Here is a 26,997-nt window from a genome sequence, read left to right as displayed (position 1 = left end):
ACCTGCCATGATGCCTTCCGTTTACGCTGGTCTGGAATTGCTCGACACCCCGGTGCTGGTCTGCCAGGCCGACGGCACCATCGTCTACGCCAACCCGGCGTCCGAAAACCTGCTGACGCTCGGCCGCAAGGAACTGGCGCGCCACCCGCTGTACGCGCTGTTCGCCGAACCGGCGCCGCTGATCAGCGCGCTGTCCACCGCGCTGGCGCACCACGCCAGTTTCATCGAGCACGACCTGGAGCTGCCGCTCGCGCACAGCGACGCCGCGCTGCACATCGCGCTGACCGTCACACCGGTCGACACCGAGCTGGCGCTATTGGAGCTGCGCCCGCTCGACCAGCAGCTGAAGATCGCCAACGAGGAGCGGCTGCTACTGCAGCACCAGGCCAACCGCGAGCTGATCCGCAATCTCGCGCACGAGATCAAGAACCCGCTCGGCGGCATCCGCGGCGCGGCGCAGCTGTTGGAGCACGAGCTGGCCGACCGGCCCGAGCTGAAGGAATACACCGAGGTGATCAAGGAAGAGGCGCTGCGCCTGCAGAGCCTGGTCGACCGGCTGCTGGCGCCGCACCGCCGCCACCACGTCAGCGAGGTGAACATCCACGAGGTGCTCGAGCGAGTGCGTAGCATCGCCTTGGCCGAAACCCGCGACGGGCTCTCGATACTGCGCGACTACGACGTCAGCCTGCCTCCGCTGCTCGCCGACAAGGAACAGCTGATCCAGGTGGTGCTGAACCTGGTGAGGAACGCGGTGCAGGCGATGGACGGCCGCGGCGAAATCGTGCTGTCGACCCGGGTGGCCCGCCAGGTGACGATCGCACGGGTGCGCCACCCGCTGGCGCTGCGCCTGTCGATCACCGACAACGGCCCGGGCATTCCCGAGGCGATCCGCGAACACATCTTCTACCCGCTCGTTACCGGCCGCGCCGAGGGCACCGGCCTCGGCCTGACGCTGACGCAGGCCTTCGTGCACCAGCACGGCGGCAGCATCGAATTCGACTCCCATCCGGGCCACACCTGCTTCACCGTCCTGCTGCCGTTCCGCGACGACGATGCCACGAGGAAACCATCATGACTCAAGCCGTCTGGATCATCGACGACGACAAGGCGATCCGCTGGGTACTGGAGAAGGCGCTCAGCCGCGCCGGCATCGCCTACCAGAGCTTCGAGCGCGCCGATGACGCGCTGTCCGCCTTGCCGCTGGGCGCTCCGCGCGCGATCGTCTCCGACATCCGCATGCCCGGCACCGACGGGCTGAAGTTTCTCGCCGCGGTCAAGGCCGACTACCCGGCGCTGCCGGTGATCATCATGACCGCGCACGCCGACCTCGACTCGGCGGTGGCGTCGTTCCAGGGCGGCGCGTTCGAGTACCTGCCCAAGCCGTTCGACATCGACACCGCGGTGCAGCTGATCGAACGGGCGCTGGCCGAAAACGGCGGCGTCGACGAGGCGAGCGGCGACGCCGAGACGCTGCCGGCGCTGCTGGGCCAGGCGCCGGCGATGCAGGACGTGTTCCGCGCGATCGGTAGGCTGTCCCAGTCGAGCGTCACCGTACTGATCACCGGCGAGTCGGGCACCGGCAAGGAACGGGTCGCCGAGGCACTGCACCGCCACTCGGCGCGCGCCGCCAAGCCGTTCATCGCGCTCAACACCGCGGCGATCCCGAAAGACCTGCTCGAATCGGAGCTGTTCGGCCACGAGAAGGGCGCGTTCACCGGCGCCTTGGCGACGCGGCGCGGCCGCTTCGAGGAGGCCGAGGGCGGCACGCTGTTCCTCGACGAGATCGGCGACATGCCGACCGAGCTGCAGACCCGGCTGTTGCGGGTGCTGTCCGACGGTCAATTCTATCGGGTCGGCGGCCACACGCCGATCAAGGCGAATGTGCGGGTGATCGCCGCCACCCACCAGCACCTGGAAGAGCGGGTGAAACAGGGGCTGTTCCGCGAGGACCTGTACCACCGCCTCAACGTGATCCGGCTGCGCCTGCCGCCGCTGCGCGAGCGGCGCGAGGACGTGCCGCTGTTGGCGCGGCATTTCCTCGCCAAGAGCGCCGCGAGCCTCGGCGTCGATCCGAAACGGCTGACCGAGGCGGCGATGGCGCGGCTCGCCGGCTATGCCTTCCCCGGCAATGTGCGCGAGCTGGAAAACCTCTGCCAGTGGCTGACGGTGATGGCGCCGGGGCAGACGGTAGAGGAAATCGACCTGCCGCCCGAGGTGCGCGAGGCACCGGCGGCCGACGGCGCAACGACTGGCCCCGGCGGTGGCGACTGGGCGACCGGCCTGTCGGCCGAAGTCGCACGGCGGCTCGCCGCCGGCGAAACCGGCCTGATCGACGAGCTGACCCGCCGCTTCGAGACCACCTGCATCCGCGCCGGCCTGGCGCACACCGGCGGGCGCAGGGTCGAGGCCGCGCACGTGCTCGGCTGGGGGCGCAACACGCTGACGCGCAAGATCCAGGAGCTGGGGCTCGAAGAGCACGACAGCCACTGACCCCCCAAACGGCGCAAGGGCGGGGCGACGCACCACACTGGTGTATCGCCCCGCCCTTGCCGTTTCTATTGCCGAACCGACCCGCTCAGTCGTCCAGCGTGCTCAAGCCCGGCAGCGTCGCGAAGCTGGTCGCACGCACCGTGTCGACGAAATCGTTCAGATACGCCGCGCCGGCGTCGTCGTCGCGCACCGCCGCGTACAGCTCGCTCTTGAGGCCGTCGCCGATCTGCCGCGCCACCACGTAGCCCTTCTCCAGGTACGGCACCACCGCCCAATACGGCAGCGCCGCCACGCCGCGCCGGCTCGCCACCAGCTGCACTATCGCGATCGTCAGCTCCGACGTGCGCCGCGCCGGGTTGACGCCGGCCGGCTTCAACACCTTGCGCATCAGGTCGAGCATCGCGTCCGGTACCGGGTAGCTGATCAGCGTTTCGTCGGCGAAGTCGGCGGCACTCCAGCTCTTCTTCGCCGCGAGCGGATGATCGCGCGCCGCCAGCGCGACCATCTGATACGCGAACAGCGGGAAGTAGCGCACCCCCGGCGTCTCCTCGGCCTCGGAGACGATCGCGAGGTCGGACCGGCCGGTCAAGAGCAGGCCGACCGGGTCGGCATGAAAGCCCGACACGATGTCGAGCTCGACCGCCGGCCAGTGGCTGCGGAACGCGTCCATCGCCGGCATCAGCCAGTCGAAACAGGTGTGGCACTCCACCGCCACGCGCAACTCGCCCGCCTCGCCCTCGCGCAGCCGCGCCAGATCCCGCTCGGCGTTGTCGACCTGGCCCAGCACCTGGCGCGCCAGGCTGAGCAGCCGCTCGCCCGCCGGGGTCAGCCTGAGCGGCTGCGCCTTGCGCCGCTCGAACAGCGCGACGCCGTAGCCGTCTTCCAGCGCCTTCAGCTGGTGCGACAGCGCCGACTGCGTCAGGAACACCCGGCGCGCCGCCTGCGACACGCTGCCGGTCTCGGCGATCGCCACGATAGAGCGCAGGTGACGCAATTCCAACGGACTCCTCGTCATGAATATCACTCATATCAACCGTCAATACAATGAGTTTGCCTCATAAACGACGCAGCGAATAGTCTAGCGGCATCGATAACGACAGACGCCATAGATCACCATGACCACCCTGCACACCCTCGGCTTTCCGCGCATCGGCGCCAAGCGCGAACTGAAATTTGCCCTCGAAGCGTTCTGGAAAGGCCAGAGCAGCGAGGCCGCGCTGCTCGCCACCGCCCGCGAACTGCGCCAGCGCCACTGGCTCAGCCAGAAGGCCGCCGGCATCGACCGCGTGCCGGTCGGCGACTTCGTGCTGTACGACCACGTGCTCGACGCGCAGATCCTGGCCGGCGCGCTACCGAAACGCTTCGCGCTCGACGCGGCCACACTGGACCTCGCCGGCTACTTCACGCTGGCGCGCGGCGATGCCGACCACCACGCGCTGGAAATGACCAAGTGGTTCGATACCAACTACCACTACCTGGTGCCGGAATGGCACGCTGACACCGCGTTTTCGGCCCAGCCTGAGCGGCTGTTGGCGCAGGTGCGCGAGGCGCAGGCATTGGGACTGAATGCCAAGCCGGTGCTGCTCGGCCCGCTGACCCTGTTGTGGCTCGGCAAGACCAAGGGCGCGGCGTTCGAGTGCCTGAGCCTCCTGCCGCAGCTCGTGGCGGTGTACAGCGAACTGCTGGCGGCGCTAGCCACCGCCGGCGTCGACTGGGTGCAGATCGACGAGCCGATCCTGGCGCTCGACCTGCCGGCCGACTGGCTGGCCGCGTTCGCGCCGGCCTATCAGACGTTGGCCGAACAGCCGGTCAAGCTGCTGCTCGCGACCTACTTCGGCAGCGTCGCCGAGCACGCCGCGCTGATCCACGCGCTGCCGGTGGCCGGCGTACACCTGGACCTGGTGCGTGCGCCGGAACAGCTCGACGCCTTCACCGCCGACTGGCCGGCCGGGAGGGTGCTGTCCGCCGGCCTGATCGACGGCCGCAATGTCTGGCGCGCCGATCTCGACAAGCAGCTGGCCCGCGCGGCAACGTTGGCCGAACGCTTCGGCGACGCGCTGTGGCTGGCGCCGTCGTGCTCGCTGTTGCACTCGCCGCTCGACGTGGCGCAGGAAACCGGCCTCGACGTCGAGCTGAAGAGCTGGCTCGCCTTCGCGCTGCAGAAGCTCAACGAGCTCAAATTGCTCAAGCGCGGCGTCGAGCAGGGCCGCGATGCGATCGCCAACGAGCTCGCCGGCAGCGACTTCGCCCAACAGACCCGCCGCGCCAGCCCGCGCATCCACCGCGCCGACGTCGCCCAGCGACTCGCCGCGCTGCCGGCCGACGCCGACCGGCGCGCTTCGCCCTACCCGGTGCGTGCCAAGGCTCAGCAGGCGTGGCTGAAGCTGCCGCTGTTGCCGACCACCACGATCGGCTCGTTCCCGCAGACCGCCGAGATCCGCGCCGCCCGCGCCGCGTTCAAGAACGGCGAGCTGGCACCGGGCGACTACGAGGCCGCGATGCGCGCCGAGATCGCCGCGGTGATCCGGCGGCAGGAAGCGCTAGCCATCGACGTGCCAGTGCACGGCGAGGCGGAGCGCAACGACATGGTCGAGTACTTCGGCGAACAGTTGGCAGGCTACCTGTTCACCCGGCTCGGCTGGGTGCAGAGCTACGGCAGCCGCTGCGTGAAGCCGCCGATCATCTTCGGCGACGTCGCCCGCGACGCGCCGATGACGGTGCGCTGGTCGGCGTACGCGCAGAGCCTGACCCGCCGTCCGGTGAAGGGCATGCTGACCGGCCCGGTGACGATGCTGCAGTGGAGCTTCGTGCGCGACGACCTGCCGCGCGACCAGGTGGCCCGCCAGATCGCGCTGGCGCTGAACGACGAGGTGCTCGACCTGGAGGCGGCCGGCATCAGGGTGATCCAAATTGACGAGCCGGCGATCCGCGAGGGCCTGCCGCTCAAGCGCGCCGATTGGGACGCGTATCTGGCCTGGGCCGGCGAGGCGTTCCGGCTGTCGTCGCACTTGGTCGACGACAGCACGCAGATCCACACCCATATGTGCTACTCGGAGTTCAACGACATCCTGCCGGCGATTGCCGCGCTCGACGCCGACGTGATCACCATCGAGACCTCGCGTTCGGACATGGAGCTCTTGACCGCGTTCGGCGAGTTCGCCTACCCGAACGAGATCGGCCCGGGCGTCTACGACATCCACAGCCCGCGCATCCCGACCGAAGAGGAGATCGAGCGGCTCTTGACCAAGGCGCTGGCGGTGATCCCAGCCGAGCGGCTGTGGGTCAACCCGGACTGCGGCCTGAAGACGCGTGGCTGGCCGGAGGTGGAGGCGGCGCTCGGCAATATGATGGCGGTGACCAAGCGGCTGCGGGCGAAGCTGGCCGAGAAGGTTGAGGCGTGAACGGCATGGTGTGATTGGTAGAACGACGGGGAGGATGGCTCCCCGTTTTTGTGCTCACGCGGATAAGCTTGTATCGCTTGGACTCGCCTAGCCCGCGCCGGAAATCACCTCGCCGAACGCTGCAGCTTCATCGACGCTACCAACGTCGCAACCGAGCGCCTGACGCAGACCAAGAATGCTCTCCGGCCCTCGCGAGTTACTCATCATGACTTGATGCCCCGCTCTTGCCGCCAACCATCCTACGGACTGAGCCATGCCACCTGCACCAATAATTCCGATCTTCATTTTTTCTCCTTTCGTGAGTGTGCTTTTCCTGATTCCGTGTTCGCTGCAGTACGGGTCAACCGGGTGCTGCGCGTGGTACGCACGAACAACTGTGCGCCCACTTCATCTTCCAGTTCCCTGATGGCGCGCGACAGCGGCAGCTGCCCGATGTGCAGCCGCTCCTCCGCGCGGGCAAAGTGGAGTTCTGCGACGACGGCAAGGCAGCACGAAGGTGGCGTAACTCCATCTTCCATTTACCATTCCCTCAAGCGGAAGGCGGTTGCGGGCAACCAATGGACTTCATCGCTTTCCCCGGAGAAAAGACGAGGAAACTACTCAATGCGAGCAAGAAGGCACTGCATGCGCCATACGCCATGACCCATCCGAACCCCGACACCAAGGCGGCATTGATGGCTTCTCCAGGGTTCGGCACGTGCGACAGAAGTGCTGCATTGTGTTCAAGCGCAACCACGTCGCCAGCGGCGATCTTCTCCGCGAACAAACGCAGTCCGGGGGCATCAGGCACGTCCAGGGTGTTTCTGAGGAACCCCATGATCCCTTCCACCAGGATGAACCCCATCAAGGCGATGTTGAATGCGAGCGAGGTCATTCTTGTGCTCATGTCGGCACCGGAAGCCATGCCGGCACGTTCACCAGGCACGGAGGCCGTGATCGTGTTGGTGACGGGAGTGTTGGTCAGACCAAGACCAATGCCGGCAAGAACGCAGCCCGGAAGAATCAGCCAACCCGGCTGTGCGGACATGCTGCCGAACTTCATCAGAACGAAGCCAAGGCCGATTGTCGACAAGCCGGCGGGAATCACGATCCCAGGCTGGTAACGCAGGGACAGGCGTTCCGCCACGGGAGGAATAAAGAGCGTCGGCAGCGTGTAGGCCAGCAGTGCAAGACCCGTCTGAACACTGTCGTAGCCAAGACCGACATGGAAATAGATCGGCAGATAAATGATGAACGGCCAGAAACTGAAGTTCTGCCCCATCGAGCCCAGGAGCGCGCCTGAAAAGTTGCGGAGCTTGAACACCGAGAAGTCGATCATGGGCCGGCGGCTGACTTTCTCCGCGATGATGAAACCCACGACGCTCACGGCCGACAGCCCGATGATGCCGAGCGCGGCCGGACTATTGAAGCCGAGAATGGGGCCTTGCGTCACGAACAGCACGAGGCAGAACACCGCAATCGACAGCGTGATGACCCCTGCGATATCGAGGCTCTTGGCATGAGGATCACGCGATTCCTGCACTCCCGCATGGGCCAGGAACAGCGTAATGACGGCAAAGATGACGTGGACCAGAAACACCCACTCCCAGCTTGCCAGCGCCAGGATGGCTCCGCCAATGATGGGACCAAAGCCAAGGCCGACACCAAAAACGATGCCCCACCAGGCGAATGCCGTACCGCGCTCCCGCCCGTCCCGGAATTGAGTGGAGAGAATTGCGACCTGGCAGATCAGCATCATCGCCCCGCTCAAGCCTTGAAGAAAACGCGCGACGATCAGGACGGATGCGTTCTCAGTCAATCCGCAAACCAGCGACGTAATGCCGAAAGCCACGATACCAATCGTGAAAATACGCTTGCGGCCATAGCGGTCGGCCAGCGTTCCGACCGCCATCAGGATGGTCGTCATGGCGATGGTGTAAGCCGCCATGATCCACTGAAGTTGCCTGAAACTGGCATTCATGACCTGCTCGATGGTTGGCAGGATCGACGACACGCTGGAGATTTCCAGCCCCAGCATCAATGCCGATAGACAGACAGCAGCCAAGGCAAAAACGCCCTGGCGTTGAGCAATAGCATTCATACGCAACCTTCCAAAGTATCTTGATGAGCGACACAGGCGTGGTGCCGCCTTGAACCGTGTGGCTGCGCGGCGATGCGGGCACGCGCGGCACACTGGGGAATGATGTTAGGATTGAAGCAATCATTGAACAATGACATGATCAAACATATCAGTGACAACAATTTTGGATGAGTGATGAGCAGGCTGATCCTGGATGTGGATGCCGTGCAGGCATTCGTGACCATTGCCGACTTCCAGAGCTTCACCAAAGCGGCGGAAGCCCTTGGTACGACACAAGGCGCCATCAGCGTGAAGCTGAAGCGCCTGGAACAACGGCTGGGCTACAAGCTGATCGAGCGGACGCCGCGATTGGTACGCCTGTCCGCGCAGGGGGCCGTATTCCTCAACGCCGCACGCGACTTTCTCGCCGCACACGACCGCGCCGTCGCTGAGTTATCCTCCGAACGCCGCCACTTCAGGCTGGGGATCGCGGCGCATGTGGCAGGGCCAGAAGTCCCGACCCTGCTGGCCCGGCTGAACGAACGCGATCCGGCTTTGACCATCGAGGTGCGTCTTGAAAACTCCCGCAGCCTGCTGGATGCCTTCGACCGCGGCGAACTGGATGCCGTGATTGTTCGACAGGAAGATGACCGCCGCGATGGCGAAGATCTTGGACCGGAACACTTCGGCTGGTTCGCGGCACCTGGCTTCGACCATCGGCCGGGTGAGCCGCTACGGCTGGCCGCCCTGGCACCATGCTGCGGCGTGCGCGACATCGCCACGCGCGCCCTGGGCGGCGCTGGCATTGAATGGACCGAGGTCTTTGTTGGCGGCGGCCACGCCGCCGTCATGGCTGCCGTTTCGGCCGGTCTGGCTGTTGCCGCCTTCTCCTGCCGTCTTGCGCCAGCCGACACTATCGAAGTCAGCGAGCGATTCGGGCTTCCTGAGTTGCCGTCATCGAGGATCATGCTGCATTCGACCTTGTCGGACAGGCGCTCCCGTGAGGCATTGCGAACACTTGCTGCGACCTATCGGGAACATCGTGTCTCCAGGCACGCCGGGACGGAATGCTAAATGCACCTTTTTCTTGCCGTTGCAAGCACTGTCTTCATCAGATTTATGGTCAGCGTTGGCGCCTAATCTCCCACAACACTCTGCTTCCGCGCACCATCGCGGCGACCTGCTGCCCCAGCCGCTACTCAATCACCAGTTCCCACTGCACCAGGCTGAACCCCATCCCATCATCGAGCATCGCGTACGGGCAGCGGGAGCAGACCGGCCGCAAAGACCAGCAGGCGCCGCTGGGGATAGCGATTGCCGAGCAGGCCGACCGCGATGGTCGCCAGTGCCGAGCCGATCAGCGTCGTACTGCTGACCAAACCTACTTCCAGTCCGCCGAAACCGAGCGCGAGCAGGTAAGCCGGCAGCAGCACGGCGATAAAGCCATTACAGAAAGCGCCCTCGCGCGGCGAGCAGGAACTGGTCGCGCAGCCAGCGACAGTCGCCGGAGTAGTGGGTGCGGTCGTGCCAGAGCAGGTAGTAGTGCATGCGCGGGAACTGGATAGGCACCGACACCAGCCTCAAGGGCAAGAAGCGCGCGTAGTGCTCGCCGAACAGCCGCGAGCTGGTGAACACCATGTCGCTCTCTGCGACCAGGTATGGCGCGAGCTGGAAATACGGCACGCGCGCGACGACGTTGCGCTTGAGCTTCTCCTTCTTAAGGAAGGTGTCGATCACGCCGCGCTGGCCGACCGCGTATGGCGTCGGTGCCAGGTGGTCGAGCGCGAGGTACTCGTCGAGAGTCAGGCTGTCCTTGGCCATCGGGTGGTCGGACCGCATCATGCAGACGATCTCGTCGTCCAACAGCGGCGCCATCCTCAGGTGGCCGGGCGGCTCCGACCAGTTGCCGACGACGAGGTCGAGCTCGCCGTTCTCCAGGCCCTGGTCGTAGTCGTAGCGGTAGCCGAGCGAATGCAGCACCAGCTGCGCGTCGGGCGCCTTCTGGCGCACGTTGACCATGAAGTCGCGCAACAGCTCGGGGCTCAGGTAGTCGGGCGTCGCGACGTTGAAGGTGCGCGAGGTCTGCTGCGGCTCGAAGGCGCTGTTGTGCGCGACGATGCTCTCGAGCTGGTTGAGCGCGCTTTTCACCGGCTGGCACAGCGATTCGCCGATCTCGGTCGGCGTCATGCCGTTGCGGCTGCGTACCAGCAGAGGATCGCCGAAGATCTCGCGCAGCCGCTTCAGCGCGATGCTGACCGCCGGCTGCGACAGGTTCAGGCGTCGCGCGGCGCGCGACACGTTGCGTTCGGTGAGCAGCGTGTACAGCACCCTGAGGTGCTGGACGTCGAGTGCTTCCCAGGTTTTCTTGCCAGACATACACGTCCTCGCTCGGCGGCAGACACGCGCCAGTCAGCGATGGTAACCCCCTAGTCCCTGATCCGCATCCGGCTTACTGCGCTCGGCGGACGAGCGGCAAAAAAAACCTCCGGCTTGGGGCCGGAGGTACCTATCAGGAGGAGGTGTGAGAATCGTTATTCGGCGTGGGCGCTGTGCATCAATTCTTGCTCGATCTCTTCCCCGGCCTGCGCGCGGTTGAAGAAGGCGTTCAACAGCACCGCTGACACCGCCGCCAGCGTGATGCCGCTGTGGGTGAGCGTGCCGGTCCAGGACGGCAGGCTGTGGAAGAATTCCGGCGACACCATCGGGATGGTGCCGAGACCCAGGCTGACCGCGACGATCAGCAGGTTGGCACGGTTCTCGAAGTTCACGCGCTGCAGGATCTTGATGCCGGTCGCGGCGACCATGCCGAACATGCACAGGCCCGCGCCTCCGAGCACCGCCGGCGGGATCGACGCGATGATCGCGCCCATCTTCGGGAACAGCCCGAACAGCACCAGGATCACGCCCGAACACGCCACCGCCCAGCGGCTCTTCACGCCGGTCATGCCGACTAGGCCGATGTTCTGCGAGAACGAGGTGTGCGGGAAGGTGTTGAAGATCCCGCCGATCAGCGTGCCGAGGCCGTCGGTGCGCAGACCGCGGATCAGCGCGTCGGAGTCCACCTTGCGCTGGCACAGCTCGCCGAGCGCGAGGAACATGCCGGTCGATTCGACCAGCACCACGATCATCACCAGCGACAGCGAGACGATCGAGCCGATGTCGAACTGCGGCAGGCCGAAATTAAACGGTACGATCGCGCTGAACCACGCGGCCTTGTGCACAGGGGCGAAGTTCACCAGACCGAATGCCGCCGCCACGACGTAGCCGGCGACCAGGCCCAGCAGCACCGACACGTTGGCGACGAAGCCGCGACCGAACCTGCTGATCAGCAGGATCAAGGCCAGCACGAAGGCGGCCATGCCGATATGGTGCGCCGCGCCGAAGTCGGCCGCCTTCACGCCGCCGCCGGCCCAGCCGATGCCGACCTTGAACAGCGTGATGCCGATTACTGCGATGATCGTGCCGGTCACCACCGGTGGGAAGAACCTGATCAAGCGCCCGAACAGCGGCGCGACCAGCACGGTAAAGACGCCCGAAGCGATCACCGCGCCGAAGATGTGCGTCAAACCCAAGCCCGCGTTGGCCATCGCCACCATCGGACCGACGGCGGCGAAGGTCACGCCCATGATCACCGGCATGCGGATGCCGAACTTCCAGAAACCGAGGCACTGGATCAGCGTCACGATGCCGGCGGTGAACAGGTCGGCGTTCAACAGGTAAGCGATCTGTTCGGGCGGCAGCTTCAGCGCGCCGCCGACGATCAAGGGCACGGCGATCGCGCCGGCGTACATCACCATCACATGCTGCAGCGCCACCGGGATCATCGTGATCCACGGGAGCTTCTGGTCGACCGGATGGACGGAATTCATGGCATTGCTTTGGGTACTCACGAGATTCTCCTCATGCTGTCCTGCAATCTGACTCGCCCTGCCGGGCGCCTGCCAGGGGCGGGCACCGGCTCAGGCGGGGCGAGTTGTCCTTTCTCCGCCGAAATGCCTTTCGACGGAGCCTAAACGCGTTCGCGTCAGAGATGCCATTCCAGGTTCAAGGTCGGCGCGTTGGTCTTGGTGCCGAGGCCTGGCTTGTTGCCGAACTTGTTGTGCCAGTATTCGTAGCCGACCCCCGCGTAGAAGGTATCCTTCTTGCCGGCCACCAGCTGGCCGACGTCGGCCATCAGCGAGGTGCGCATCAGCGTTTCCTGCTTGGTGTCGTTGCCGAAGCCGTCCTTGCCCTTCGGGCCGATGTAGTCGACGAAACCCTGGAACTTCAGCGGCGCCGGGCCGACCTGGAACGGAACTTTCCAGGACAGGTTCAGCTGGTAGGTGTCGTCGAAGCGCACGTCGTGTTGCTTCGCGGTCGGGAGGCCGTTGTGGTTCTTCTCGGTGCGATACCACACGCTAAAGTCGGCGAAGCCGTTGTTTGGCACGGCGAATTTCAGCGTCGGGCCGACCACGAACATCTGCTTGCGCGGCGCCATCGTGGTGTCCTTGGTGTTCAGGTCGACGCCACCGGTGAGCGCCAGGTCCTTGACCGGGCCGAACGAGACGTCGCGACCGCTCACCTTCGACAGGTGCAGCTGGGTGCGGTAGGCGAGGTAGATTTCCATCGCGCCGCCACCGCCATTGTTGGCCGGATCCTTGCTGTCCGACAACAGCGCGTCGGCGTTGAAGAAGTTGCTGCCGTAGGCGTAGCTGCTGGCGTGGCCGAGCTGGAAGATGTTCTTGGAGACATCGTTCGGGTTGTTCGGCTCGTGGAAGTCGGTGCCGTAGCGGTAGCCGACGAAGGTGTCGCTCCAGGTGGCGGCCTGGGCGGTACCGGCCAGCAGCAGCGCGCCGGCGACGAGGCAGCCGAGAGTCGGCTTCAGGGGATGCGTCATTCCAGTTTCTCCTTTGTTGTAGTAGCCGGTGGGTGTCCCACTCTTTTGTGCGACCGATACTAACAAGGAGCTTGAAAATGCGAGCTAATAGGCATTATTGCGTTTTTTTATAATCACCCACATCCAGCAGTGCCTCAGCGAAACATCGGAAGCCATTTCCGCATCGTGGATGCCAAAAAACCAGCAATTTCAAAGACTTTTATCCTTCTGCTCCTGCATTGCTCTGCGTTTTGCACGGCTTTTGGTCGACGTTAAAGTCATCGAGATTATTGTAAAAACCGCATAATCATCACCGCCACGACCCGCCCTCGCGCCCGCGTGCGATATCGTTTTGGGAAGAAACCGGCATCAAGCGTGGCTTGCTTGCCACGCCCCGCCGAAAAGAAAACGGCCCGACAGGGTCGGGCCGAGTGCGGCATGCCTTTGGTCAGCTTCGCCGCAATCCGATTGCGGGGTGGGCGATTACCTTATGAGGCGGAAAGCGCGCGTGCGGACTGGGCCTTGCCGGTCACGACCGAAGCCACCCAACAAAACCACCAAAACAAAACGGACGCACATCGCGTCCGTTCCATCATGCCCTTCGGCCAAGCAGGCTCAACCGAACCGCTTCAAGCATCGAGCATCGACGGCGTCATCATCACCTGCAGCCGCACCTGCTCGAACTCGCTGCGTTCGCGATACTGCAGCCACCACACCGCCCCCTTCTTCACGCTCCAGAACTGCGGCCCGCCGGCCAGCAGCTGCGCCGCGATCTGGCCAATCCACGGCTGGTGGCCGACCAGTATCAGCGTGCCGTCAAGGTGAGGCCAGCCCAGGGCCGCGAGGATCTCCTCGGCGCTGGCCCCTGGGTTGAGCGCGGGCAGCACTTCGGCGCCCTTGGCGAGAAACGCCGCGGTCTGCTGCGAGCGACGTGCCTCGGACACCAGCAGGGTGTAGTCGCTCGGCAGGCGCGGCCGCAGCCAGGCGGCCATCCGGCTCGCCTGCTGCTGGCCGCGCCGGGTCAGTTCGCGCGCCAGATCGTCCGGGCCGTCTTCGGCCTCGGCGTGGCGCCACAAGATCAAGTCCATCACCCCTCCTGCTGTTGCTGCGGCGCCCGTCGGGGCGCCTGTTGTTGTTCGACCCCGTCACCTCGTGGCGACGGCGGTTATTTCAAGCATAGCGGCCTTGCGTGTCGGCCACGTGTCAGCGCCACCAGGCCGCCAACAGCGGGATCAGCACCGCCGAGATCAACCCGTTCAGCCCCATCGCCAGGCCCGCGAACGCACCGGCGGTTTCCGACATTGCCATCGCCCGGGCGGTGCCGATGCCGTGCGCGGCAATGCCGGTGGCGAGGCCGAGCACCATGTCCTGCTTGAAGCCGAACCGGTACAGCAGCGGCTTCAACACCACCGCGCCCAAGATGCCCGACACGATCACGAACGCGGCGGCGAGTTCCGGCACGCCGCCGATGCTCTGCGCCACGCCCATCGCGATCGGCGTGGTGATCGAGCGCGTCGCCAGCGATAACACCACCGACTCGGGCAGACCGAACAACGCACCGAGGCCCGCCGCACTGACGATGCCGAGCAGGCTGCCGGCAAGCAAGGTGATCAACAGCGGTTTGGCCGCGCGTTTCAGTCGGGTGAACTGCTGGTAGAGCGGGATCGCCAGCGCCACCGTCACCGGGCCGAGCATCAGGTGGATGATCTGCGCGCCGTCGCGGTACTGCTGGTAGTCGATCCTGAACGCCAACAGCACCGCCACCAGCATCAGCACCGACAGCAACAGCGGGTTGGTCAGTGGGTGGCAGCGGCAGCGCCGGTTGATCATCAGCGCCAGCTTGTACGCGCCGAGCGTCAGGAACAGCCCGGTCAGCGGCGAGGAAAACAGGCCGGCAACGTTCATGCGTCCTCCCGGTGCGGGTGACGCTTCAACAGCCAGCCGAGCAGTGCCGCCGAGCCGACTAGCGTGATCAGCGTCGACGCCACCAGCACCAGCGACAAGGACAGCAGATACGGCTCGAGCAGTGGCCAGTAGACCAGGATGCCGACGCCGACCGGCACGAAAAACAGCGACATGTGCTTGAGCAAGCGGGCGACCCCGTCACCGAGCCCCGCCGGCACGCCGCGCTTCGCGCACAAGGTCAAGAACAGCAGCAACATGCCCAGCACCGGGCCGGGCACCGGCAGCGCCAGCCACTCGACCAGCGCCTCGCCGACCAGCTGATAGCCGATCAGCCAAAGCAGGATTTCCAGCATCACAACACTTTCTCTTGCAAACAGAATTTGGATAAGCGCTGCTAACAAAATTTAGCAACGCGACCTTGGCTAGGCGTGCTGCCGCAGACAGTACATGCAATACGGCAAAGCAGCACAACAACGCCAAGGGGATTTTGTTGGCAGCGCTAAAACCACCGCGCCGCCGGCCGGGACAGCACCAGGCAGCTTTGGCATAATGCGCGCCATGACTTCGCCTACCGTTTCATCCGGCGCGCTGTGGCGCGCCGAGGCGCCGGCGGTTGCCGACCGGCTGGAGCCCATCCTGACCGGCGCCGGCTCGCTGACCGAGCGGCTGATCGCCCTCGGTGCCCCGTTCGCGGTCGAGGTGCTCGGCCAGGGCCGCGACGCGGTCGGTGCCGACGAGGCCGCGCTACTCGGCGTCGACCCCGACGCCGCCGTGCTGGCGCGCCATGTGGCGCTGACGCTCGCCGGCCAGCCGGTGGTGGTGGCGCGCAGCGTCACCCCGTGGCAAGACCCGGTGTGGACGCCGGTGCTGGAGCGCGGCAGCCGCTCGCTCGGCTTCACGCTGTTCGGCGAGCTGAACGACGGACTGATCCGCGAACCGCTCAGCTACGCCACACTGACCGCGACGCACCCGCTCTATGCGCTGGCCCGAAGCCACGACGCCACGTCGGCCGAACGCTACCCGGCGCGCCGTTCGCGCTTCGTGCAGGACGGCGCGGCGCTGATCGTCTGCGAAATCTTCCTTCCCGCTCTCGACCGCTACCTGCCATGACCACCGCCATCCTGAAAGACCGCCTCACCGTCTACAGCCAGCTGATGCGTATCGACAAGCCAATCGGCACGCTGCTGCTGCTCTGGCCCACGCTGTGGGCACTGTGGATCGCCGGCCACGGCCGCCCCGACTGGTCGCTGGTGCTGATCTTCTCGCTCGGCACCTTGTTGATGCGCTCGGCCGGCTGCGTGATCAACGACTACGCCGACCGCGACTTCGACGGTCACGTCGAGCGCACCCGCCAGCGGCCGTTCGCGCGCGGCGCGGTCAGCAAGAAGGAGGCACTGCTGCTGACCGCGGCGCTCTCGCTGCTGTCCTTCCTGCTGATCCTGCCGCTCAATCGGCTGACCTGGCTGATGAGCCTGCCGGCGCTGTTCCTGGCGATGAGCTACCCGTTCACCAAGCGCTTCCTGGCGCTGCCGCAGGCCTACCTGGGCGTGGCGTTCGGCTTCGGCATCCCGATGGCGTTCGCGGCGCAATCGGGCAGTGTACCGGCAATCGCCTGGTGGATGCTGCTGGGCAATATTTTCTGGACGCTCGGTTATGACACCGAATATGCGATCTGCGACAAGCCGGACGACCTGAAGATCGGTATCAAGACCTCGGCGATCACCTTCGGCGACTACGATGTGGCGGCGGTGATGGCCTGCTTCGCGGTGTTCACCGCGATCATGGCCACGGTCGGCCAGTCGCTCGGACTGGGGCCCTACTACTGGCTGGGTTTGGCGGTGGCCGCGGCGATGATGGCGAACCAGTATTTCGTCATAAAAAATCGCGATCGGATGGCATGTTTTAAAGCTTTTCTTGGCAACAACCGGGTAGGGATGGTAATTTTCGTCGGCATTTTGACTGAATACGGTCTGAACGCTCATTAAGCAGTCATAATTTTTTATGCTGTTTTGCCGGTCAATGCCGTAAAACGGCGCTGGCTGGCGCTAACGGACTCGTTCCGAAAAACCGTCAATCAACAACTCAAATAGGTAAAAATCATGAAAAAACTGATCGCTGCTCTGGTCGCTGGTGTGTTCGCTTCGGCCGCTTTCGCTGCTACCCCGGTTGCTGCCGAGGCTTCCAAGCCGGCTGCTGAAAAGCACGAAGCAAAGAAAGCCCACAAGAAAGCCGCTCACAAGAAGCACGCCGCTTCGGCCGCCAAGGGCGAAAAGAAAGCCATGAAGAAGCCGGCCGCTTCCGCCGCCAAGTAATTCGCGCGTCGAAGCAATGAAAACGGGCACCCTCGGGTGCCCGTTTTTTGTTGGCCGCAGCGCTTAGCTCACCTGCAGCGGCACGCTGTAGCGCTTGCCGTCGATCCGCAGCGTCGCCAGCCAGTCGTGCCCGCCGCTGGCGCACACCGGCAAGGTCACCCGGGCATGCCAGCCGCCCTGCCCGTCCGCCACCAGCTGGTAGCGATTGAAGCCCATGTCCATCTCGACCATGCTGAATTCGACGCTCGGCGCCTGCCGGGCTGTCACCCCGGACAGCTGCAGCTCGAACGGCTTGCGGTAGTTCGGCGGCGTGGCAAAGCGCACCGTGCCGCCCCCCGGCAGCGCACAGCCGGCAGTCAGCGTGCGGCACGCCAGCGTCTGCGGCAGCTCGGCGGTCGGCGCCGGCTTGCCGAGCAGGTAGTGGCCGATCAGCCAGAACTTCACCGCGCCGAGTACCAGCAGCAGCGCGCCGATCGCCAGCCACTTCCGCTGCTTCGGACTCATCGCCACGCCCCGCGCATCAGCGCCACGCCGTGCGCACCGTGCGCGCGCGCGTCGAGCAGGTCGTCGACGCCGAGGCCGCCGAGCGCCAGCACCGGGATCGGCGTGCCCTGCGCGAGCCGGCACTCGAAGCCGTCCCAGCCGAGCGGCGCCCGGTCCGGATGGGTCGGCGTCGCCTTGACGTGACCGAGCAGCGCGTAGTCGCAGCCGAGTTCGGCGGCGCGGTCGAGTTCGGCCGCCGAGTGCACCGAGGCGCCGACCCAGTCGAACGCCGGGCGCTCACGGGTGTCGGCCAGGCGCGCCGCCGACAGCTGCACGCCGTCGACCGGCAGGCCGGCGAGCCAGGCCGGGTCGGCGTTGACGATCACCTTGCCACCCTTCGGATGCACCCGTGCCGCCACCTGCTCGACGAACGCCGCCAGCTGTTCGCGGTCCAGCCCCGGCTCGCGCACGATCACCCAGCGCGCCGTGGTGCTCGCCGACAGCGCGTTCAGCACCGAGTCCGCGCCGATCTCGTGCGTGCAGGTGATCGACACCAGCTCGGGGATCGCCAGCGCGCGCAGCACCGGGCCATTGGCCGGCAGCATCGGCTCGACCGACAGCACCCCCGGCGTCTGCCAGGCGAAGGCCTGGCCCTCGCGGGCATGGAGCTCGCCATCCCAGGCCCAGACCCGGAAGAAGCGCAGGAACACCGTGGCGTGTTCGTAGACGAAATGCTTGGTCATCCACGGCGTGGCATGGCGTACGGTGATGCCCATTTCCTCGTGCAGCTCGCGCGTGAGCGCCGCGTACGGCGTCTCGCCCGGCTCGACCTTGCCGCCGGGGAATTCCCAGTAACCGGCGTACGGCTTGCCCGCCGGCCGGCTGCCGAGCAGGAAGCGGCCGTCCGCGCCGATCAGCGCGCCGGCCACCACTTCGACAATCTTGCTCATCACTACCTATCTGTTCAAAACGCTCAGGGCCGAACGGCCCTGAGCGATCAAAATCGGCCCACCGTAGCGACTGCCGCGGCGGGTAAAGGGTTCGGCCAAGCAGCCGTTCAGAAGTGGTTCTCAACGTGTCGCGAGCGGGCGTCAGCTCGGGGCGGACAGCGCGCAGGAACCGGAATGTACTGGAGTACATGAGGATTCCGAGCACTGCCCAACCCGAGATCACGTCCGCGCAGCAACGTTGAAGCCACTTCTCAGTCGGCCTGGCGCTCCTGGGCGCTCCTACCCGCCCAGTCGCTGGCAAACTGCCAGGCGACCCGGCCGGAGCGGCTGCCGCGGGTCAGCGACCACTGCAGCGCGGCGCGGCGCGCCACCTCGTCGAGCGTCAGCGCGTAGTAGCCGAGCCAGCTCTCGCAGGCGGCGAGGTAGGCGTCCTGGTCGAACGGGTAGAAGGTCAGCCACAGGCCGAAGCGGTCGGACAGCGATACCTTCTCCTCGACCGTTTCGCCCGGGTGGATCTCGCCGCTGTCGCCCTTCTGGTGCGCCAGGTTGTCGGCCATCTTCTCCGGCATCAGGTGGCGGCGGTTCGAGGTGGCGTACACCAGCACATTGTCGGCGCGCCGGGCCAGGCCACCGTCGAGCGCGGTCTTCAGCGCCTTGTAGGCGTCGTCGCCCTCTTCGAACGACAGGTCGTCGCAGAAGATGACGAAGCGCTCCTGGCGGGAGGCGATCAGCTCGATGATGTCGTGCAGGTCGGTCAGCTGCGCCTTGTCGACCTCGATCACGCGCAAGCCCTGGGCGGCGAACTCGGTCAATAGCGCCTTCACCAGCGATGACTTGCCGGTGCCGCGCGCGCCGGTCAGCAGCACGTTGTTGGCCGGCCGGCCCTCGACGAACTGGCGGGTGTTGCGCACCACCGCGTCGATCTGCCGGTCGATATGCGTCAGCGCCGACAGCGGGAAGCTGTGCGGCTCGTGCACCGCCTCGAGCCAGCCGGCGAGACCGGCCCGGCGCCAGCGGAACGCGACCGCGTTCCAGTCCGGCTCCGGCCGGGCCGGCGGCAATAGCGGTTCGAGCCGCGCGAGCAGGGCTTCGGCGCGGCCGAGAAAGGCGTCCAAACGGTCCATCGGTTTCCCCTTGATCAGATAAATCGGGGTTGGCCAAACCGGCCGTTCGGCCAACCTTTATTGTCGCGAGCTCACGCCTCGTCGCGCAGCGAGATCACCGGCCAGCCGTTCGCCTCGGCGTGCGTGCGCAGCGTGTCGTCCGGGTCGACCGCCACCGGGTGAGTGACCCGCGACAAGAGCGGGATGTCGTTGCGCGAGTCGCTGTAGAAGAAGCTCTGCGCGTAGTCGGCGAGCGTCTTGTCCTGCTCGGCCAGCCATTGCTCGAGCCGGGTGATCTTGCCTTCCTTGAAGCTCGGCACCCCGGCCGGCTTGCCGGTGAAGCGGCCATCGTCGTGCTCCTCGAGCTCGACCGCAATCAACAGCTCGACGCCCAGTTCGCGGGCGATCGGGCCGGTGATGAAGCGGTTGGTCGCGGTGATGATCATCACCGTGTCGCCGGCGGCCTGGTGCGCGGCGACGATGGCGCGCGCCTTCTCGGGGATGATCGGCAGGATGTGTTCCTGCATGTACTCGGCGTGCAGCGAGTCGAGCTCGGCGCGCGAGAAGCGGGTCAAGGGTTCCAGCTGGAAGTCGAGGAATTCGTAGATGTCGAGCGTGCCGGCCTTGTACTGCTCGTAGAAGTGGTCGTTGCGGCGGGCGTAGAACGCCTCGTCGATCAGGCCGCGCTTGATCAGGAATTTCGGCCACTCGACGTCGGAGTCGCCGGCAATCAGGGTGTGGTCGAGGTCGAACAGGGCTAGGTTCATGGTTCGCTATCGGTGGTTTGCAGAATGTTTTTCACCAGCGGCACGGTGATCGGCCGGCGCATCGCCAGCGAGTAGCGGTCGAGCATGTCGATCATCCGCGTCAGGCTCGCCAGGTCGCGCCGCCAGTGATTGAGCAGGTAACGGTAGACGTCTTCGGGGATCGCCAGCTGGCGCAGCGCGGCGTGACGCGAGAGCGCGGCGAGCTTGTCCTCGTCGGACAGGCCCTTCACCTCGAACACCAGCCCCCAGCCGAGGCGGGTGCGCAGGTCGTCGCGCACCGGCGCCAGCATCGGCGGCTGGCGGCCGGCCATCAACAGGTGGCCATCGCCCGACTCCTTCAGCGAGTTGTAGATCGAGAACAGGGTGATCTGGCTGTCCGGGTCGAGCGCGTCGACATGGTCGACGGCGATGAAGCTCGCCTCGCGGGCGAAGTCGGGCAAGGTCTCGGTCTGGCCGTCCAGATAGATCGACGCGCGGCCGAGCGACTCCGCATGGGCGATCCACGCCTTCAACAGGTGGGTCTTGCCGCTGCCCGCCTCGCCCCACAGGTAGACGAAGCGCTCGGCCTCCTCGCCGGTGAGCGCCGCGATCACTTCGCGGTTGCGGTCGGCGATGAAGGTGTCGAACGCGGAGACGGGCTCGGGCGTAAGGTCGAGGACGAGCTGATCCAAGGCGGGCGGTCATCAAGAGCGGTTGAAATCGGACCCCCAAGTTTACGTGCAAAGCGCCCGCCAGTCGCCCCCGGCGACGCCGAACGATGACGAAAGGCGGCTTTTCGCGCCGCTCGGCCGGGCCGACCGCGACGCCGCTCAGGACGGCGGCCGCGGACCAACGGCCCGGGCGCGCTGCAGATCGGGCCCAACGGCGCGGGTAAATCGGTTAAAATACAGGCGCTTTTGGTGACCCCGGAAGCACCGACAACGCTTACGTTTGCAGAAAGAGACTCCTTTGAACACCACCTCCCTGAGTTACCGTGATGCCGGTGTCGACATCGACGCGGGCGACGCACTCGTTGAGAACATTAAGCCGTTTGCCAAGCGCACCATGCGTCCCGAAGTGCTGGGCGGCCTTGGCGGCTTTGGCGCATTGGTAGAAATCAGCAAAAAGTATAAGGAACCGGTCCTCGTGTCCGGCACCGATGGCGTGGGCACCAAGCTCAAGCTGGCTTTCGACTGGGACCGCCATGACACCGTCGGCATCGACCTGGTGGCGATGAGCGTCAACGACATCCTGGTACAGGGTGCCGAACCGCTGTTCTTCCTCGACTACTTCGCCTGCGGCAAGCTCGACGTGCCGCGCGCCACTGAGGTGATCAAGGGCATCGCCACCGGCTGCGAACAGGCCGGTTGCGCGCTGATCGGCGGCGAGACCGCCGAGATGCCGGGCATGTACCCGGTCGGCGAATACGACCTGGCCGGCTTCGCCGTCGGCGTGGTCGAGAAGAGCCGCGTGATCACCGGCCGCGACATCGTCGCGGGCGACGTGGTGCTCGGCCTGGCTTCGAACGGCGTGCACTCGAACGGCTACAGCCTGGTGCGCAAGATCGTCGATCGCGCCCAGCCGGATCTCGACGCCGAGTTCGACGCCGGCCGCACGCTGCGCGAGGCGATCATCGCCCCGACCCGCATCTACGTGAAGCCGCTCTTGAAGCTGATCGAGACGCTGCCGGTCAAGGGCATGGCGCACATCACCGGCGGCGGCATCACCGAAAACACCCCGCGCGTGCTGCCGGACAACGTCGTCGCCGAGATCGACGCTTCGAGCTGGCCGCAGACCCGCCTGTTCCAGTGGCTGCAGCAGCAGGGCCAGGTCGACGCGCAGGAAATGTACCGTACCTTCAACTGCGGGATCGGCATGGTGGTGATCGTCGCCGCCGAGCACGCCGAGCAGGCCGCCGCACTGTTGGCCGAACAGGGTGAAACCGTCTACCGCATCGGCAGCATCCGCCCGCGTCAGGGCGACGAGCATCAGACCCAGGTAGCGTAAGGCGCTTGGTAGTCTGATGAAGAACGGCGCTACCGGGTTTGCCGCCCGCTAGCGCCGGTTTGTTTCGCCCCCCTACTCGCACACAGTCCCGAATGAAAAACCTCGTCATCCTGATTTCCGGCCGCGGCTCCAATATGCAGGCGATCGTCGACGCGCAGATCCCCGGCGCGCGCATCGCCGCGGTGATCAGCAACCGCCCGGACGCCGCCGGCCTCGCCTGGGCCGCCGAGCGTGGCATCGCCACCGCCGTGCTCGACCACAAGCAGTACCCGGGCCGCGAGGCGTTCGACGCCGCGTTCGCCGCGCTGATCGACGGCTACCGGCCGGACCTCGTTGTCCTCGCCGGCTTCATGCGCATCCTCACGCAGGGCTTCACCGCCCACTACGCGGGCCGCATGCTCAACATTCACCCCTCGCTGCTGCCGGCCTTCCCCGGCCTGCACACCCACCAGCAAGCGATCAACGCCGGCTGCCGCATCGCCGGCTGCACCGTGCACTTCGTCACCGCCGAGCTCGATCACGGCCCGATCGTCGCGCAGGGCGCGGTGCCGGTGTACGCCGACGATACCGAGTCGACGCTGGCCGCCCGCGTGCTCGAACAGGAACACCGGCTCTACCCACAGGCGGTCGCCCAGTTCGTCGCCGGCCGCTTGCAACTCGACGGCCTGCGCGTGCTGGTCGCCGGTGAAACGCCGACCAGCACCCGGCTGGCCGTGCCGCTAGACTGAGTAGCACGAACGGGCTCCGGGAGCGGAATGCGTAAACGTCTCGCCATCGTCCTGGCACTGCTGCTGTCGCTGCTGGTGCACTTGAGCTTTTTGGCCAGCGACCTGATCCCGCCGGCCACGCTCGAGCTGCCCGACGACGCGAAGCTCAAGCCGATCGAGGTGCAGTTGAAGGCGATGTCGCTCGAGGCGTCGGCGCCGGCCAGGCAGGCCACCCCGACCGTGGCGCTGCTGCCGGCGCCCAATACGCTGCCGGTCAAACCACCGGAACCGAAGAAACCGCGCCCCATCACCGCGCGAAAGAAACCGCGCCCGGCCAAACACCCGCTGGCCTCGGCGCCGTTGGCCGAAGCGAGCGCCCCGGCCGGTGAGACGCAGGCCGAGGCGTCGGCGCCGAGCGTCGACCGCGTCGCCGCCGCCTCGGCCCCGAAAGCCAAGCCGCTCGCCCACGCCGCCTCCGAACCGACCCCGGCCAAGCTCTCCAAGGCGCAGGCGTCCGCCGCCGTCGCCGAGGCTCAGGCCGTCGCCGAAGGCAAGGACTGGCCGGGCCAGGGCGCCGGCCCGGACGGCATGCTGCGCGCTAGCCAGCCGCTGAAGCGCTTCCCGAGCAGCGCCAAGCTGAGCTACCAGGTGTTCCTCGGCAGGATCCTGGCCGGCCAGGGCCAGATCAGCTGGCAGCGTGACGGCAACAGCTACAGCCTGGTCGCCAAGGCGAACGGCTTCGGCCAACGGCTGCGCTACGAATCGCACGGCCGGCTCGACGCGACCGGCCTGAAACCGGATACCTTCAAGGCGTTCCGCAACGACCAGCCGCGCGAGCACGCCGAATTCGACTGGGACGCCGGCGTGCTGCACTACGGCGGCGACAAGCAGGAAAAGCTCGAACCGGGCGCGCAGGACGTGCTGAGCCTCGGCTGGCAGCTGGCGCTGAAGGGCGCGCGGCTCGGCATGACGCAGATCACCACCGGCAAGAAGGTCTACAGCTACCCGCTGCAGCCGGTCGGCGAGACGGTGTTCGACACCGGCTCGGGCAAGATGCGCGCCGTCGTGATCCGCGCAAAGGGCGACGACGACATCACCGAATTCTGGCTGGCCCCCGGCTACGCCAACCTGCCGATCCGCATCACCCGGATCGACCCGGACAAGAAACTGGAACAGCGCATCGTCGCTATCGACATCAACGAACAGGAAGAATGGGCGCTGCCTCCGTCGCCGCCCCGTGGCCCGAAATAAATGATCACTCAGCAACAACTCCCGCATATCGAGGCCGTGATCGGCCGTCTCGTCCGTTTCGACCGCCCGGCCGACGCCGTGCTGTCCGGCTATTTCCGCGACAATCCGAAGCTCGGCAGCAACGACCGCCACGAGATCGCCGAGACCGCCTTCGCCTGCCTGCGCCACTACGCGCGGGTGTCGGCGCTGGTCGCGCCCAAGCGCACGCCGCGCCGGCTGATGCTGGCGACGCTGGCGCGCGCCCGCGACATCAACCAGGAGGTGCTCGACCGCTTCTTGCAGGACAACGAACGCCAGTGGCTGGACGGCGTGCGCGCCGCCGCATTGCCGGACAGCCTGAACGTCGAAGCCGAGCTGCCCGACTGGGTGATCGAACGCCTCGCCGACCAGGACCCCGACGCAGTACGCGCGCTCGGCGCCGGGCTGATGCAGCCGGCACCGCTCGACCTGCGCGTCAACACGCTGAAGACCAAGCGCGACGCGGCGCTGGCCGCGCTGCGCGACTCGGGCCTCGCCGCCGAGCCGACGCCGTACTCGCCGTTCGGCATTCGCCTGGCCGGCAAGCCGGCGCTGAACAAGCATCCGCTGTTTATCGACGGCGCGATCGAGGTGCAGGACGAGGGCAGCCAGCTCTTGGGCCTGCTGGTCGGCGCCCGGCGCGGCGAGATGGTGGTCGACTTCTGCGCCGGCGCCGGCGGCAAGACGCTGCTGTTGGGTGCGATGATGGCATCGAGCGGTCGTCTCTACGCCTTCGACATTTCGGAGAAGCGCCTCTCCAACCTGAAGCCGCGCCTGGCGCGCTCGGGCCTGTCCAACGTCACCCCGCAGCTGATCGCCAACGAGAACGATACCCGCATCAAGCGCCTGGCCGGCAAGGTCGACCGGGTGCTGGTCGACGCGCCGTGCTCGGGCCTCGGCACCCTGCGCCGCAACCCGGACCTGAAGTACCGGCAGAACGCCAAGAGCGTCGCGGAACTCAACGCGATCCAGGCGAGCATCCTCGCCTCGGCGGCGCGGCTGGTGAAGACCGGCGGCCGGCTGGTCTACGCCACCTGCAGCCTGCTGCCGCAGGAGAACCGCGCGATCGTCGACGCCTTCCTCGCCGGCCATCCCGAGTTCGAATTGCTGCCGGCCAATCAGCTGTTGGCCGAACAGAAGATCGCGCTCGATACCGGCGATTGTCTCGAGTTGCAACCGCACGTGCACAACACCGACGGTTTTTTTGCCGCGGTGCTGGTCAGGAAGGCTTGATCCGCCGTAACATCAACATATTAGCAAACAGCAAAATACTGTTGAGAAGCCGCCGTCCATGCCTAAACTCGGGTCGCACCCGTTCGCGCCGCACAAATCGCGCAGCAGTCGGCGCCTACGTCACTTCTACCTGTCGGTAGGCCTGTGGCGACGCCGTGCGTCGATCTGGCTGGCGGCGATCCTGGTCGGCGTGGCGGCGACCATCCTCGCCAGCGGCAGCCATCTGCTGCACCGCTGGTTCGACACCGCCTATGCCAACTCGCCGTACTGGGCGTTGTTGATCACCCCGGGCGGCCTCGGCCTGTCGGTGTGGCTGCTCAAGCGCTACTTCGTCGGCGCCGGTGGCGGCGGCATCCCGCAGGCGATCGCCTGCCTGCAGCCGGGCGCGGTCGCGATCCGCGAGCAGTTCCTGACGCTGCGCGGCGTACTCGGCAAGATGGTGCTGACACTGCTCGGCATCGGCTCGGGAGCGACCTTCGGCTACGAGGGTCCGATCGTCCAGGTCGGCGCGGCGATCAAGTACTCGTTCGACCGCAAGGCGGCACTGGCCAACGAGGGCACCGCGCGCGCGCTGATCCTGGCCGGCAGCGCCGCCGGCGTGGCGGCCGCGTTCAACACCCCGCTCGCCGGCATCGTGTTCGCGCTCGAGGAAATGGGCCGCACCCTCGACCAGCGCTCGAGCCGCACCATCCTGCTGTCGGTGATCCTGGCCGGCCTGACCGCCACCGCCCTGATCGGCAACTACAACTACTTCGGCGTCACCAGTGCCACACTGCCGCTCGATTCGGGCTGGTACGCGATCCCGGTCACCGGCCTGGTGGGCGGCGTGGTCGGCGGCCTCACCGCCAAGCTGATCCTGGCGTTCTCGCTGCGCCTGCCCGGCCCCCTGGCCGACTGGCGCAGCCGCCGCCCGGTCTGGTTCGCGATCGGCTGCGGCGTGGTGATCGCGGCGATCGGCATCGCCAGCCACGGCAGCACCTTCGGCACTGGCTACTACCGCGCCAGGGACATCATCGAGGGCCACGGCGCCGGGCTGGAGGGCTACGGCGTCCTCAAGCTGATCACGCTGCTGCTCAGCTACATCAGCGGCGCGCCGGGCGGCATGTTCGCACCGTCGCTGGCGGTCGGCGCCGGCTTCGGCCTGAACGTGTCGCACCTGCTGCCCAGCCTGCCGGCAACCGGCTTGATCCTGTTGGGGATGGTGGCGTTCTTCGCCGGCATGACCCGCGCGCCGATGACCGGCTTCGTGATCGTGATGGAGATGACCGACTCGAACGGCATGATCATCCCGCTGATGGCGACCGCGCTGATCGCCGCCAACGTGTCGCGAATCGTGTCGCGCCGGGCGCTGTACGAGGCGCAGGCGCACGACCTGCTCAAGCAGCAGGCCGACCTGCGCCTGCCCAGGCCGACGGCAGCGCCGGCAATTGACCGGCCGGCCGACAGCGGCCTACAATAACCGAGTTAATAAGTCAGG

28 protein-coding genes and 1 other RNA gene are annotated in these 26,997 nt (G+C 66.3%); 12 read left to right on the top strand and 17 right to left on the bottom strand.

The features are described from left to right. Nucleotides 1-7: 7 nt before the first annotated feature. Entirely contained in the window at nt 8-1,075 is a 1,068-nt protein-coding gene (glnL, locus tag ACZ2IA_RS09630; RefSeq protein WP_470292358.1) for a nitrogen regulation protein NR(II), read from the top strand. Beyond that, nucleotides 1,072-2,490 (top strand): nitrogen regulation protein NR(I), encoded by a 1,419-nt coding sequence (gene ntrC / locus ACZ2IA_RS09625; RefSeq protein ID WP_470292357.1) that lies wholly within the window; start codon nt 1,072-1,074, stop codon nt 2,488-2,490. Before glnL ends, ntrC begins: the two co-directional genes overlap by 4 nt. Nucleotides 2,491-2,575: 85 nt before the next feature. On the opposite strand, the gene ACZ2IA_RS09620 is transcribed toward ntrC, so the two are convergent. Then, nucleotides 2,576-3,505, bottom strand: coding sequence for a LysR family transcriptional regulator (locus ACZ2IA_RS09620; RefSeq protein WP_470292356.1), 930 nt, complete (start codon nt 3,503-3,505; stop codon nt 2,576-2,578). A 100-nt stretch (nt 3,506-3,605) separates the two neighbouring features. Between ACZ2IA_RS09620 and metE the strand changes: the two genes are divergently transcribed. Then, nucleotides 3,606-5,891 (top strand): 5-methyltetrahydropteroyltriglutamate--homocysteine S-methyltransferase, encoded by a 2,286-nt coding sequence (gene metE, locus ACZ2IA_RS09615; protein WP_470292355.1) that lies wholly within the window; start codon nt 3,606-3,608, stop codon nt 5,889-5,891. Between the two features lie 87 nt (nt 5,892-5,978). Here metE and ACZ2IA_RS09610 read toward each other — a convergent pair whose 3' ends face one another. From ACZ2IA_RS09610 to ACZ2IA_RS09600, 3 genes are read right to left on the bottom strand one after another with little or no spacing between them, the layout of a single operon-like run. Then, nucleotides 5,979-6,176 (bottom strand): NAD(P)-binding domain-containing protein, encoded by a 198-nt coding sequence (locus ACZ2IA_RS09610; protein ID WP_470292354.1) that lies wholly within the window; start codon nt 6,174-6,176, stop codon nt 5,979-5,981. After that, on the bottom strand, nt 6,173-6,409 hold the full coding sequence (locus ACZ2IA_RS09605; RefSeq protein WP_470292353.1) for a LysR family transcriptional regulator: 237 nt from the start codon (nt 6,407-6,409) through the stop codon (nt 6,173-6,175). The genes ACZ2IA_RS09610 and ACZ2IA_RS09605 overlap by 4 nt, the downstream gene beginning before the upstream one ends. An 11-nt stretch (nt 6,410-6,420) precedes the next feature. Further along, the gene (locus tag ACZ2IA_RS09600; protein ID WP_470292352.1) at nt 6,421-7,971 is read right to left on the bottom strand and encodes an MFS transporter; all 1,551 of its coding nucleotides are present in this window, start codon (nt 7,969-7,971) and stop codon (nt 6,421-6,423) included. A 174-nt stretch (nt 7,972-8,145) separates the two neighbouring features. Between ACZ2IA_RS09600 and ACZ2IA_RS09595 the strand changes: the two genes are divergently transcribed. Beyond that, nucleotides 8,146-9,024: a LysR substrate-binding domain-containing protein gene (locus tag ACZ2IA_RS09595; RefSeq protein ID WP_470292351.1), complete on the top strand. Its 879-nt coding sequence runs from the start codon at nt 8,146-8,148 to the stop codon at nt 9,022-9,024. Nucleotides 9,025-9,191: 167 nt separating this feature from the next. Here the strand turns inward: ACZ2IA_RS09595 and ACZ2IA_RS09590 are convergent, their stop codons facing one another. The 7 genes from ACZ2IA_RS09590 to ACZ2IA_RS09560 all read right to left on the bottom strand — a co-directional run bounded on the left by ACZ2IA_RS09590 (nt 9,192) and on the right by ACZ2IA_RS09560 (nt 15,063). Next, nucleotides 9,192-9,383 (bottom strand): hypothetical protein, encoded by a 192-nt coding sequence (locus ACZ2IA_RS09590; RefSeq protein ID WP_470292350.1) that lies wholly within the window; start codon nt 9,381-9,383, stop codon nt 9,192-9,194. 13 nt (nt 9,384-9,396) lie between these two features. Beyond that, the gene (locus ACZ2IA_RS09585) at nt 9,397-10,326 is read right to left on the bottom strand and encodes a LysR family transcriptional regulator (protein WP_470292349.1); all 930 of its coding nucleotides are present in this window, start codon (nt 10,324-10,326) and stop codon (nt 9,397-9,399) included. Between the two features lie 155 nt (nt 10,327-10,481). Continuing rightward, nucleotides 10,482-11,840, bottom strand: a complete 1,359-nt coding sequence (locus tag ACZ2IA_RS09580; RefSeq protein WP_470292348.1) for a nucleobase:cation symporter-2 family protein — start codon at nt 11,838-11,840, stop codon at nt 10,482-10,484. Between the two features lie 134 nt (nt 11,841-11,974). After that, a complete protein-coding gene (locus tag ACZ2IA_RS09575) occupies nt 11,975-12,826 on the bottom strand; it encodes a hypothetical protein (protein WP_470292347.1) in 852 nt (283 codons plus the stop codon). A gap of 608 nt (nt 12,827-13,434) precedes the next feature. After that, a complete protein-coding gene (locus tag ACZ2IA_RS09570; RefSeq protein ID WP_470292346.1) occupies nt 13,435-13,893 on the bottom strand; it encodes a SixA phosphatase family protein in 459 nt (152 codons plus the stop codon). A gap of 115 nt (nt 13,894-14,008) precedes the next feature. After that, entirely contained in the window at nt 14,009-14,710 is a 702-nt protein-coding gene (locus ACZ2IA_RS09565; protein WP_470292345.1) for an LrgB family protein, read from the bottom strand. Next, entirely contained in the window at nt 14,707-15,063 is a 357-nt protein-coding gene (locus ACZ2IA_RS09560) for a CidA/LrgA family protein (protein ID WP_470292463.1), read from the bottom strand. The genes ACZ2IA_RS09565 and ACZ2IA_RS09560 overlap by 4 nt, the downstream gene beginning before the upstream one ends. 205 nt (nt 15,064-15,268) lie before the next feature. On the opposite strand from ACZ2IA_RS09560, the gene ACZ2IA_RS09555 reads away from it, so the two are divergent. From ACZ2IA_RS09555 to ACZ2IA_RS09545, 3 genes are all read left to right on the top strand, one after another. Then, nucleotides 15,269-15,820, top strand: a complete 552-nt coding sequence (locus ACZ2IA_RS09555) for a chorismate--pyruvate lyase family protein (protein WP_470292344.1) — start codon at nt 15,269-15,271, stop codon at nt 15,818-15,820. After that, nucleotides 15,817-16,695 (top strand): 4-hydroxybenzoate octaprenyltransferase, encoded by an 879-nt coding sequence (gene ubiA / locus ACZ2IA_RS09550; protein WP_470292343.1) that lies wholly within the window; start codon nt 15,817-15,819, stop codon nt 16,693-16,695. Before ACZ2IA_RS09555 ends, ubiA begins: the two co-directional genes overlap by 4 nt. A 114-nt stretch (nt 16,696-16,809) precedes the next feature. Further along, nucleotides 16,810-17,022, top strand: a complete 213-nt coding sequence (locus ACZ2IA_RS09545) for a hypothetical protein (RefSeq protein WP_470292342.1) — start codon at nt 16,810-16,812, stop codon at nt 17,020-17,022. Nucleotides 17,023-17,085: 63 nt separating this feature from the next. On the opposite strand, the gene ACZ2IA_RS09540 is transcribed toward ACZ2IA_RS09545, so the two are convergent. The 6 genes from ACZ2IA_RS09540 to hda form a co-directional block, all read right to left on the bottom strand. Further along, a complete protein-coding gene (locus ACZ2IA_RS09540) occupies nt 17,086-17,526 on the bottom strand; it encodes a hypothetical protein (RefSeq protein ID WP_470292341.1) in 441 nt (146 codons plus the stop codon). Next, nucleotides 17,523-18,455 (bottom strand): Nudix family hydrolase, encoded by a 933-nt coding sequence (locus tag ACZ2IA_RS09535; RefSeq protein WP_470292340.1) that lies wholly within the window; start codon nt 18,453-18,455, stop codon nt 17,523-17,525. Before ACZ2IA_RS09535 ends, ACZ2IA_RS09540 begins: the two co-directional genes overlap by 4 nt. Nucleotides 18,456-18,570: 115 nt before the next feature. After that, nucleotides 18,571-18,645, bottom strand: a non-coding RNA gene (locus ACZ2IA_RS09530) — sX9 sRNA. Between the two features lie 61 nt (nt 18,646-18,706). Next, a complete protein-coding gene (locus ACZ2IA_RS09525; RefSeq protein WP_470292339.1) occupies nt 18,707-19,579 on the bottom strand; it encodes an ATP-binding protein in 873 nt (290 codons plus the stop codon). Nucleotides 19,580-19,650: 71 nt separating this feature from the next. Continuing rightward, entirely contained in the window at nt 19,651-20,325 is a 675-nt protein-coding gene (locus ACZ2IA_RS09520; RefSeq protein ID WP_470292338.1) for a histidinol-phosphatase, read from the bottom strand. Continuing rightward, on the bottom strand, nt 20,322-20,996 hold the full coding sequence (gene hda / locus ACZ2IA_RS09515) for a DnaA regulatory inactivator Hda (RefSeq protein ID WP_470292337.1): 675 nt from the start codon (nt 20,994-20,996) through the stop codon (nt 20,322-20,324). Before hda ends, ACZ2IA_RS09520 begins: the two co-directional genes overlap by 4 nt. A 277-nt stretch (nt 20,997-21,273) precedes the next feature. Between hda and purM the strand changes: the two genes are divergently transcribed. The 5 genes from purM (at nt 21,274) to ACZ2IA_RS09490 (ending at nt 26,979) form a co-directional block, all read left to right on the top strand. Beyond that, entirely contained in the window at nt 21,274-22,311 is a 1,038-nt protein-coding gene (gene purM / locus ACZ2IA_RS09510) for a phosphoribosylformylglycinamidine cyclo-ligase (protein ID WP_470292336.1), read from the top strand. 92 nt (nt 22,312-22,403) lie between these two features. Further along, nucleotides 22,404-23,039 (top strand): phosphoribosylglycinamide formyltransferase, encoded by a 636-nt coding sequence (purN, locus tag ACZ2IA_RS09505; RefSeq protein ID WP_470292335.1) that lies wholly within the window; start codon nt 22,404-22,406, stop codon nt 23,037-23,039. A gap of 27 nt (nt 23,040-23,066) precedes the next feature. Beyond that, nucleotides 23,067-24,269 carry a DUF3108 domain-containing protein gene (locus tag ACZ2IA_RS09500; protein WP_470292334.1) on the top strand — a complete coding sequence of 401 codons (1,203 nt, stop codon included), beginning with the start codon at nt 23,067-23,069 and terminating at the stop codon, nt 24,267-24,269. 3 nt (nt 24,270-24,272) lie between these two features. Then, nucleotides 24,273-25,520: an RsmB/NOP family class I SAM-dependent RNA methyltransferase gene (locus tag ACZ2IA_RS09495; RefSeq protein WP_470292462.1), complete on the top strand. Its 1,248-nt coding sequence runs from the start codon at nt 24,273-24,275 to the stop codon at nt 25,518-25,520. Between the two features lie 58 nt (nt 25,521-25,578). Then, complete coding sequence (locus ACZ2IA_RS09490) at nt 25,579-26,979, top strand: chloride channel protein (RefSeq protein ID WP_470292333.1); 1,401 nt, start codon at nt 25,579-25,581, stop codon at nt 26,977-26,979. Nucleotides 26,980-26,997 lie beyond the last annotated feature (18 nt).

It is taken from the genome of Crenobacter sp. CS_VA4 (assembly GCF_055597485.1).
The sequence above is the reverse complement of the archived record's forward strand: the minus strand, read 5'-3'. Positions and strand labels throughout refer to the sequence as shown.

Bases quoted from the DNA above. Each gene is read 5' to 3' on its own strand.
- ACZ2IA_RS09610 (WP_470292354.1), bottom strand. From the start codon at position 6,176: ATGAAGATCGGAATTATTGGTGCAGGTGGCATGGCTCAGTCCGTAGGA.
- ACZ2IA_RS09560 (WP_470292463.1), bottom strand. From the start codon at position 15,063: ATGCTGGAAATCCTGCTTTGGCTGATCGGCTATCAGCTGGTCGGCGAG.
- ACZ2IA_RS09605 (WP_470292353.1), bottom strand. From the start codon at position 6,409: ATGGAAGATGGAGTTACGCCACCTTCGTGCTGCCTTGCCGTCGTCGCA.
- ACZ2IA_RS09545 (WP_470292342.1), top strand. From the start codon at position 16,810: ATGAAAAAACTGATCGCTGCTCTGGTCGCTGGTGTGTTCGCTTCGGCC.
- ACZ2IA_RS09520 (WP_470292338.1), bottom strand. From the start codon at position 20,325: ATGAACCTAGCCCTGTTCGACCTCGACCACACCCTGATTGCCGGCGAC.
- ACZ2IA_RS09600 (WP_470292352.1), bottom strand. From the start codon at position 7,971: ATGAATGCTATTGCTCAACGCCAGGGCGTTTTTGCCTTGGCTGCTGTC.
- ACZ2IA_RS09575 (WP_470292347.1), bottom strand. From the start codon at position 12,826: ATGACGCATCCCCTGAAGCCGACTCTCGGCTGCCTCGTCGCCGGCGCG.
- ACZ2IA_RS09565 (WP_470292345.1), bottom strand. From the start codon at position 14,710: ATGAACGTTGCCGGCCTGTTTTCCTCGCCGCTGACCGGGCTGTTCCTG.
- glnL (WP_470292358.1), top strand. From the start codon at position 8: ATGATGCCTTCCGTTTACGCTGGTCTGGAATTGCTCGACACCCCGGTG.
- ACZ2IA_RS09500 (WP_470292334.1), top strand. From the start codon at position 23,067: ATGCGTAAACGTCTCGCCATCGTCCTGGCACTGCTGCTGTCGCTGCTG.
- metE (WP_470292355.1), top strand. From the start codon at position 3,606: ATGACCACCCTGCACACCCTCGGCTTTCCGCGCATCGGCGCCAAGCGC.
- ACZ2IA_RS09535 (WP_470292340.1), bottom strand. From the start codon at position 18,455: ATGAGCAAGATTGTCGAAGTGGTGGCCGGCGCGCTGATCGGCGCGGAC.
- ACZ2IA_RS09555 (WP_470292344.1), top strand. From the start codon at position 15,269: ATGACTTCGCCTACCGTTTCATCCGGCGCGCTGTGGCGCGCCGAGGCG.
- ACZ2IA_RS09585 (WP_470292349.1), bottom strand. From the start codon at position 10,326: ATGTCTGGCAAGAAAACCTGGGAAGCACTCGACGTCCAGCACCTCAGG.
- ACZ2IA_RS09490 (WP_470292333.1), top strand. From the start codon at position 25,579: ATGCCTAAACTCGGGTCGCACCCGTTCGCGCCGCACAAATCGCGCAGC.
- ntrC (WP_470292357.1), top strand. From the start codon at position 1,072: ATGACTCAAGCCGTCTGGATCATCGACGACGACAAGGCGATCCGCTGG.
- purN (WP_470292335.1), top strand. From the start codon at position 22,404: ATGAAAAACCTCGTCATCCTGATTTCCGGCCGCGGCTCCAATATGCAG.
- ACZ2IA_RS09540 (WP_470292341.1), bottom strand. From the start codon at position 17,526: ATGAGTCCGAAGCAGCGGAAGTGGCTGGCGATCGGCGCGCTGCTGCTG.
- ACZ2IA_RS09620 (WP_470292356.1), bottom strand. From the start codon at position 3,505: ATGACGAGGAGTCCGTTGGAATTGCGTCACCTGCGCTCTATCGTGGCG.
- ACZ2IA_RS09595 (WP_470292351.1), top strand. From the start codon at position 8,146: ATGAGCAGGCTGATCCTGGATGTGGATGCCGTGCAGGCATTCGTGACC.
- ubiA (WP_470292343.1), top strand. From the start codon at position 15,817: ATGACCACCGCCATCCTGAAAGACCGCCTCACCGTCTACAGCCAGCTG.
- ACZ2IA_RS09570 (WP_470292346.1), bottom strand. From the start codon at position 13,893: ATGGACTTGATCTTGTGGCGCCACGCCGAGGCCGAAGACGGCCCGGAC.
- ACZ2IA_RS09525 (WP_470292339.1), bottom strand. From the start codon at position 19,579: ATGGACCGTTTGGACGCCTTTCTCGGCCGCGCCGAAGCCCTGCTCGCG.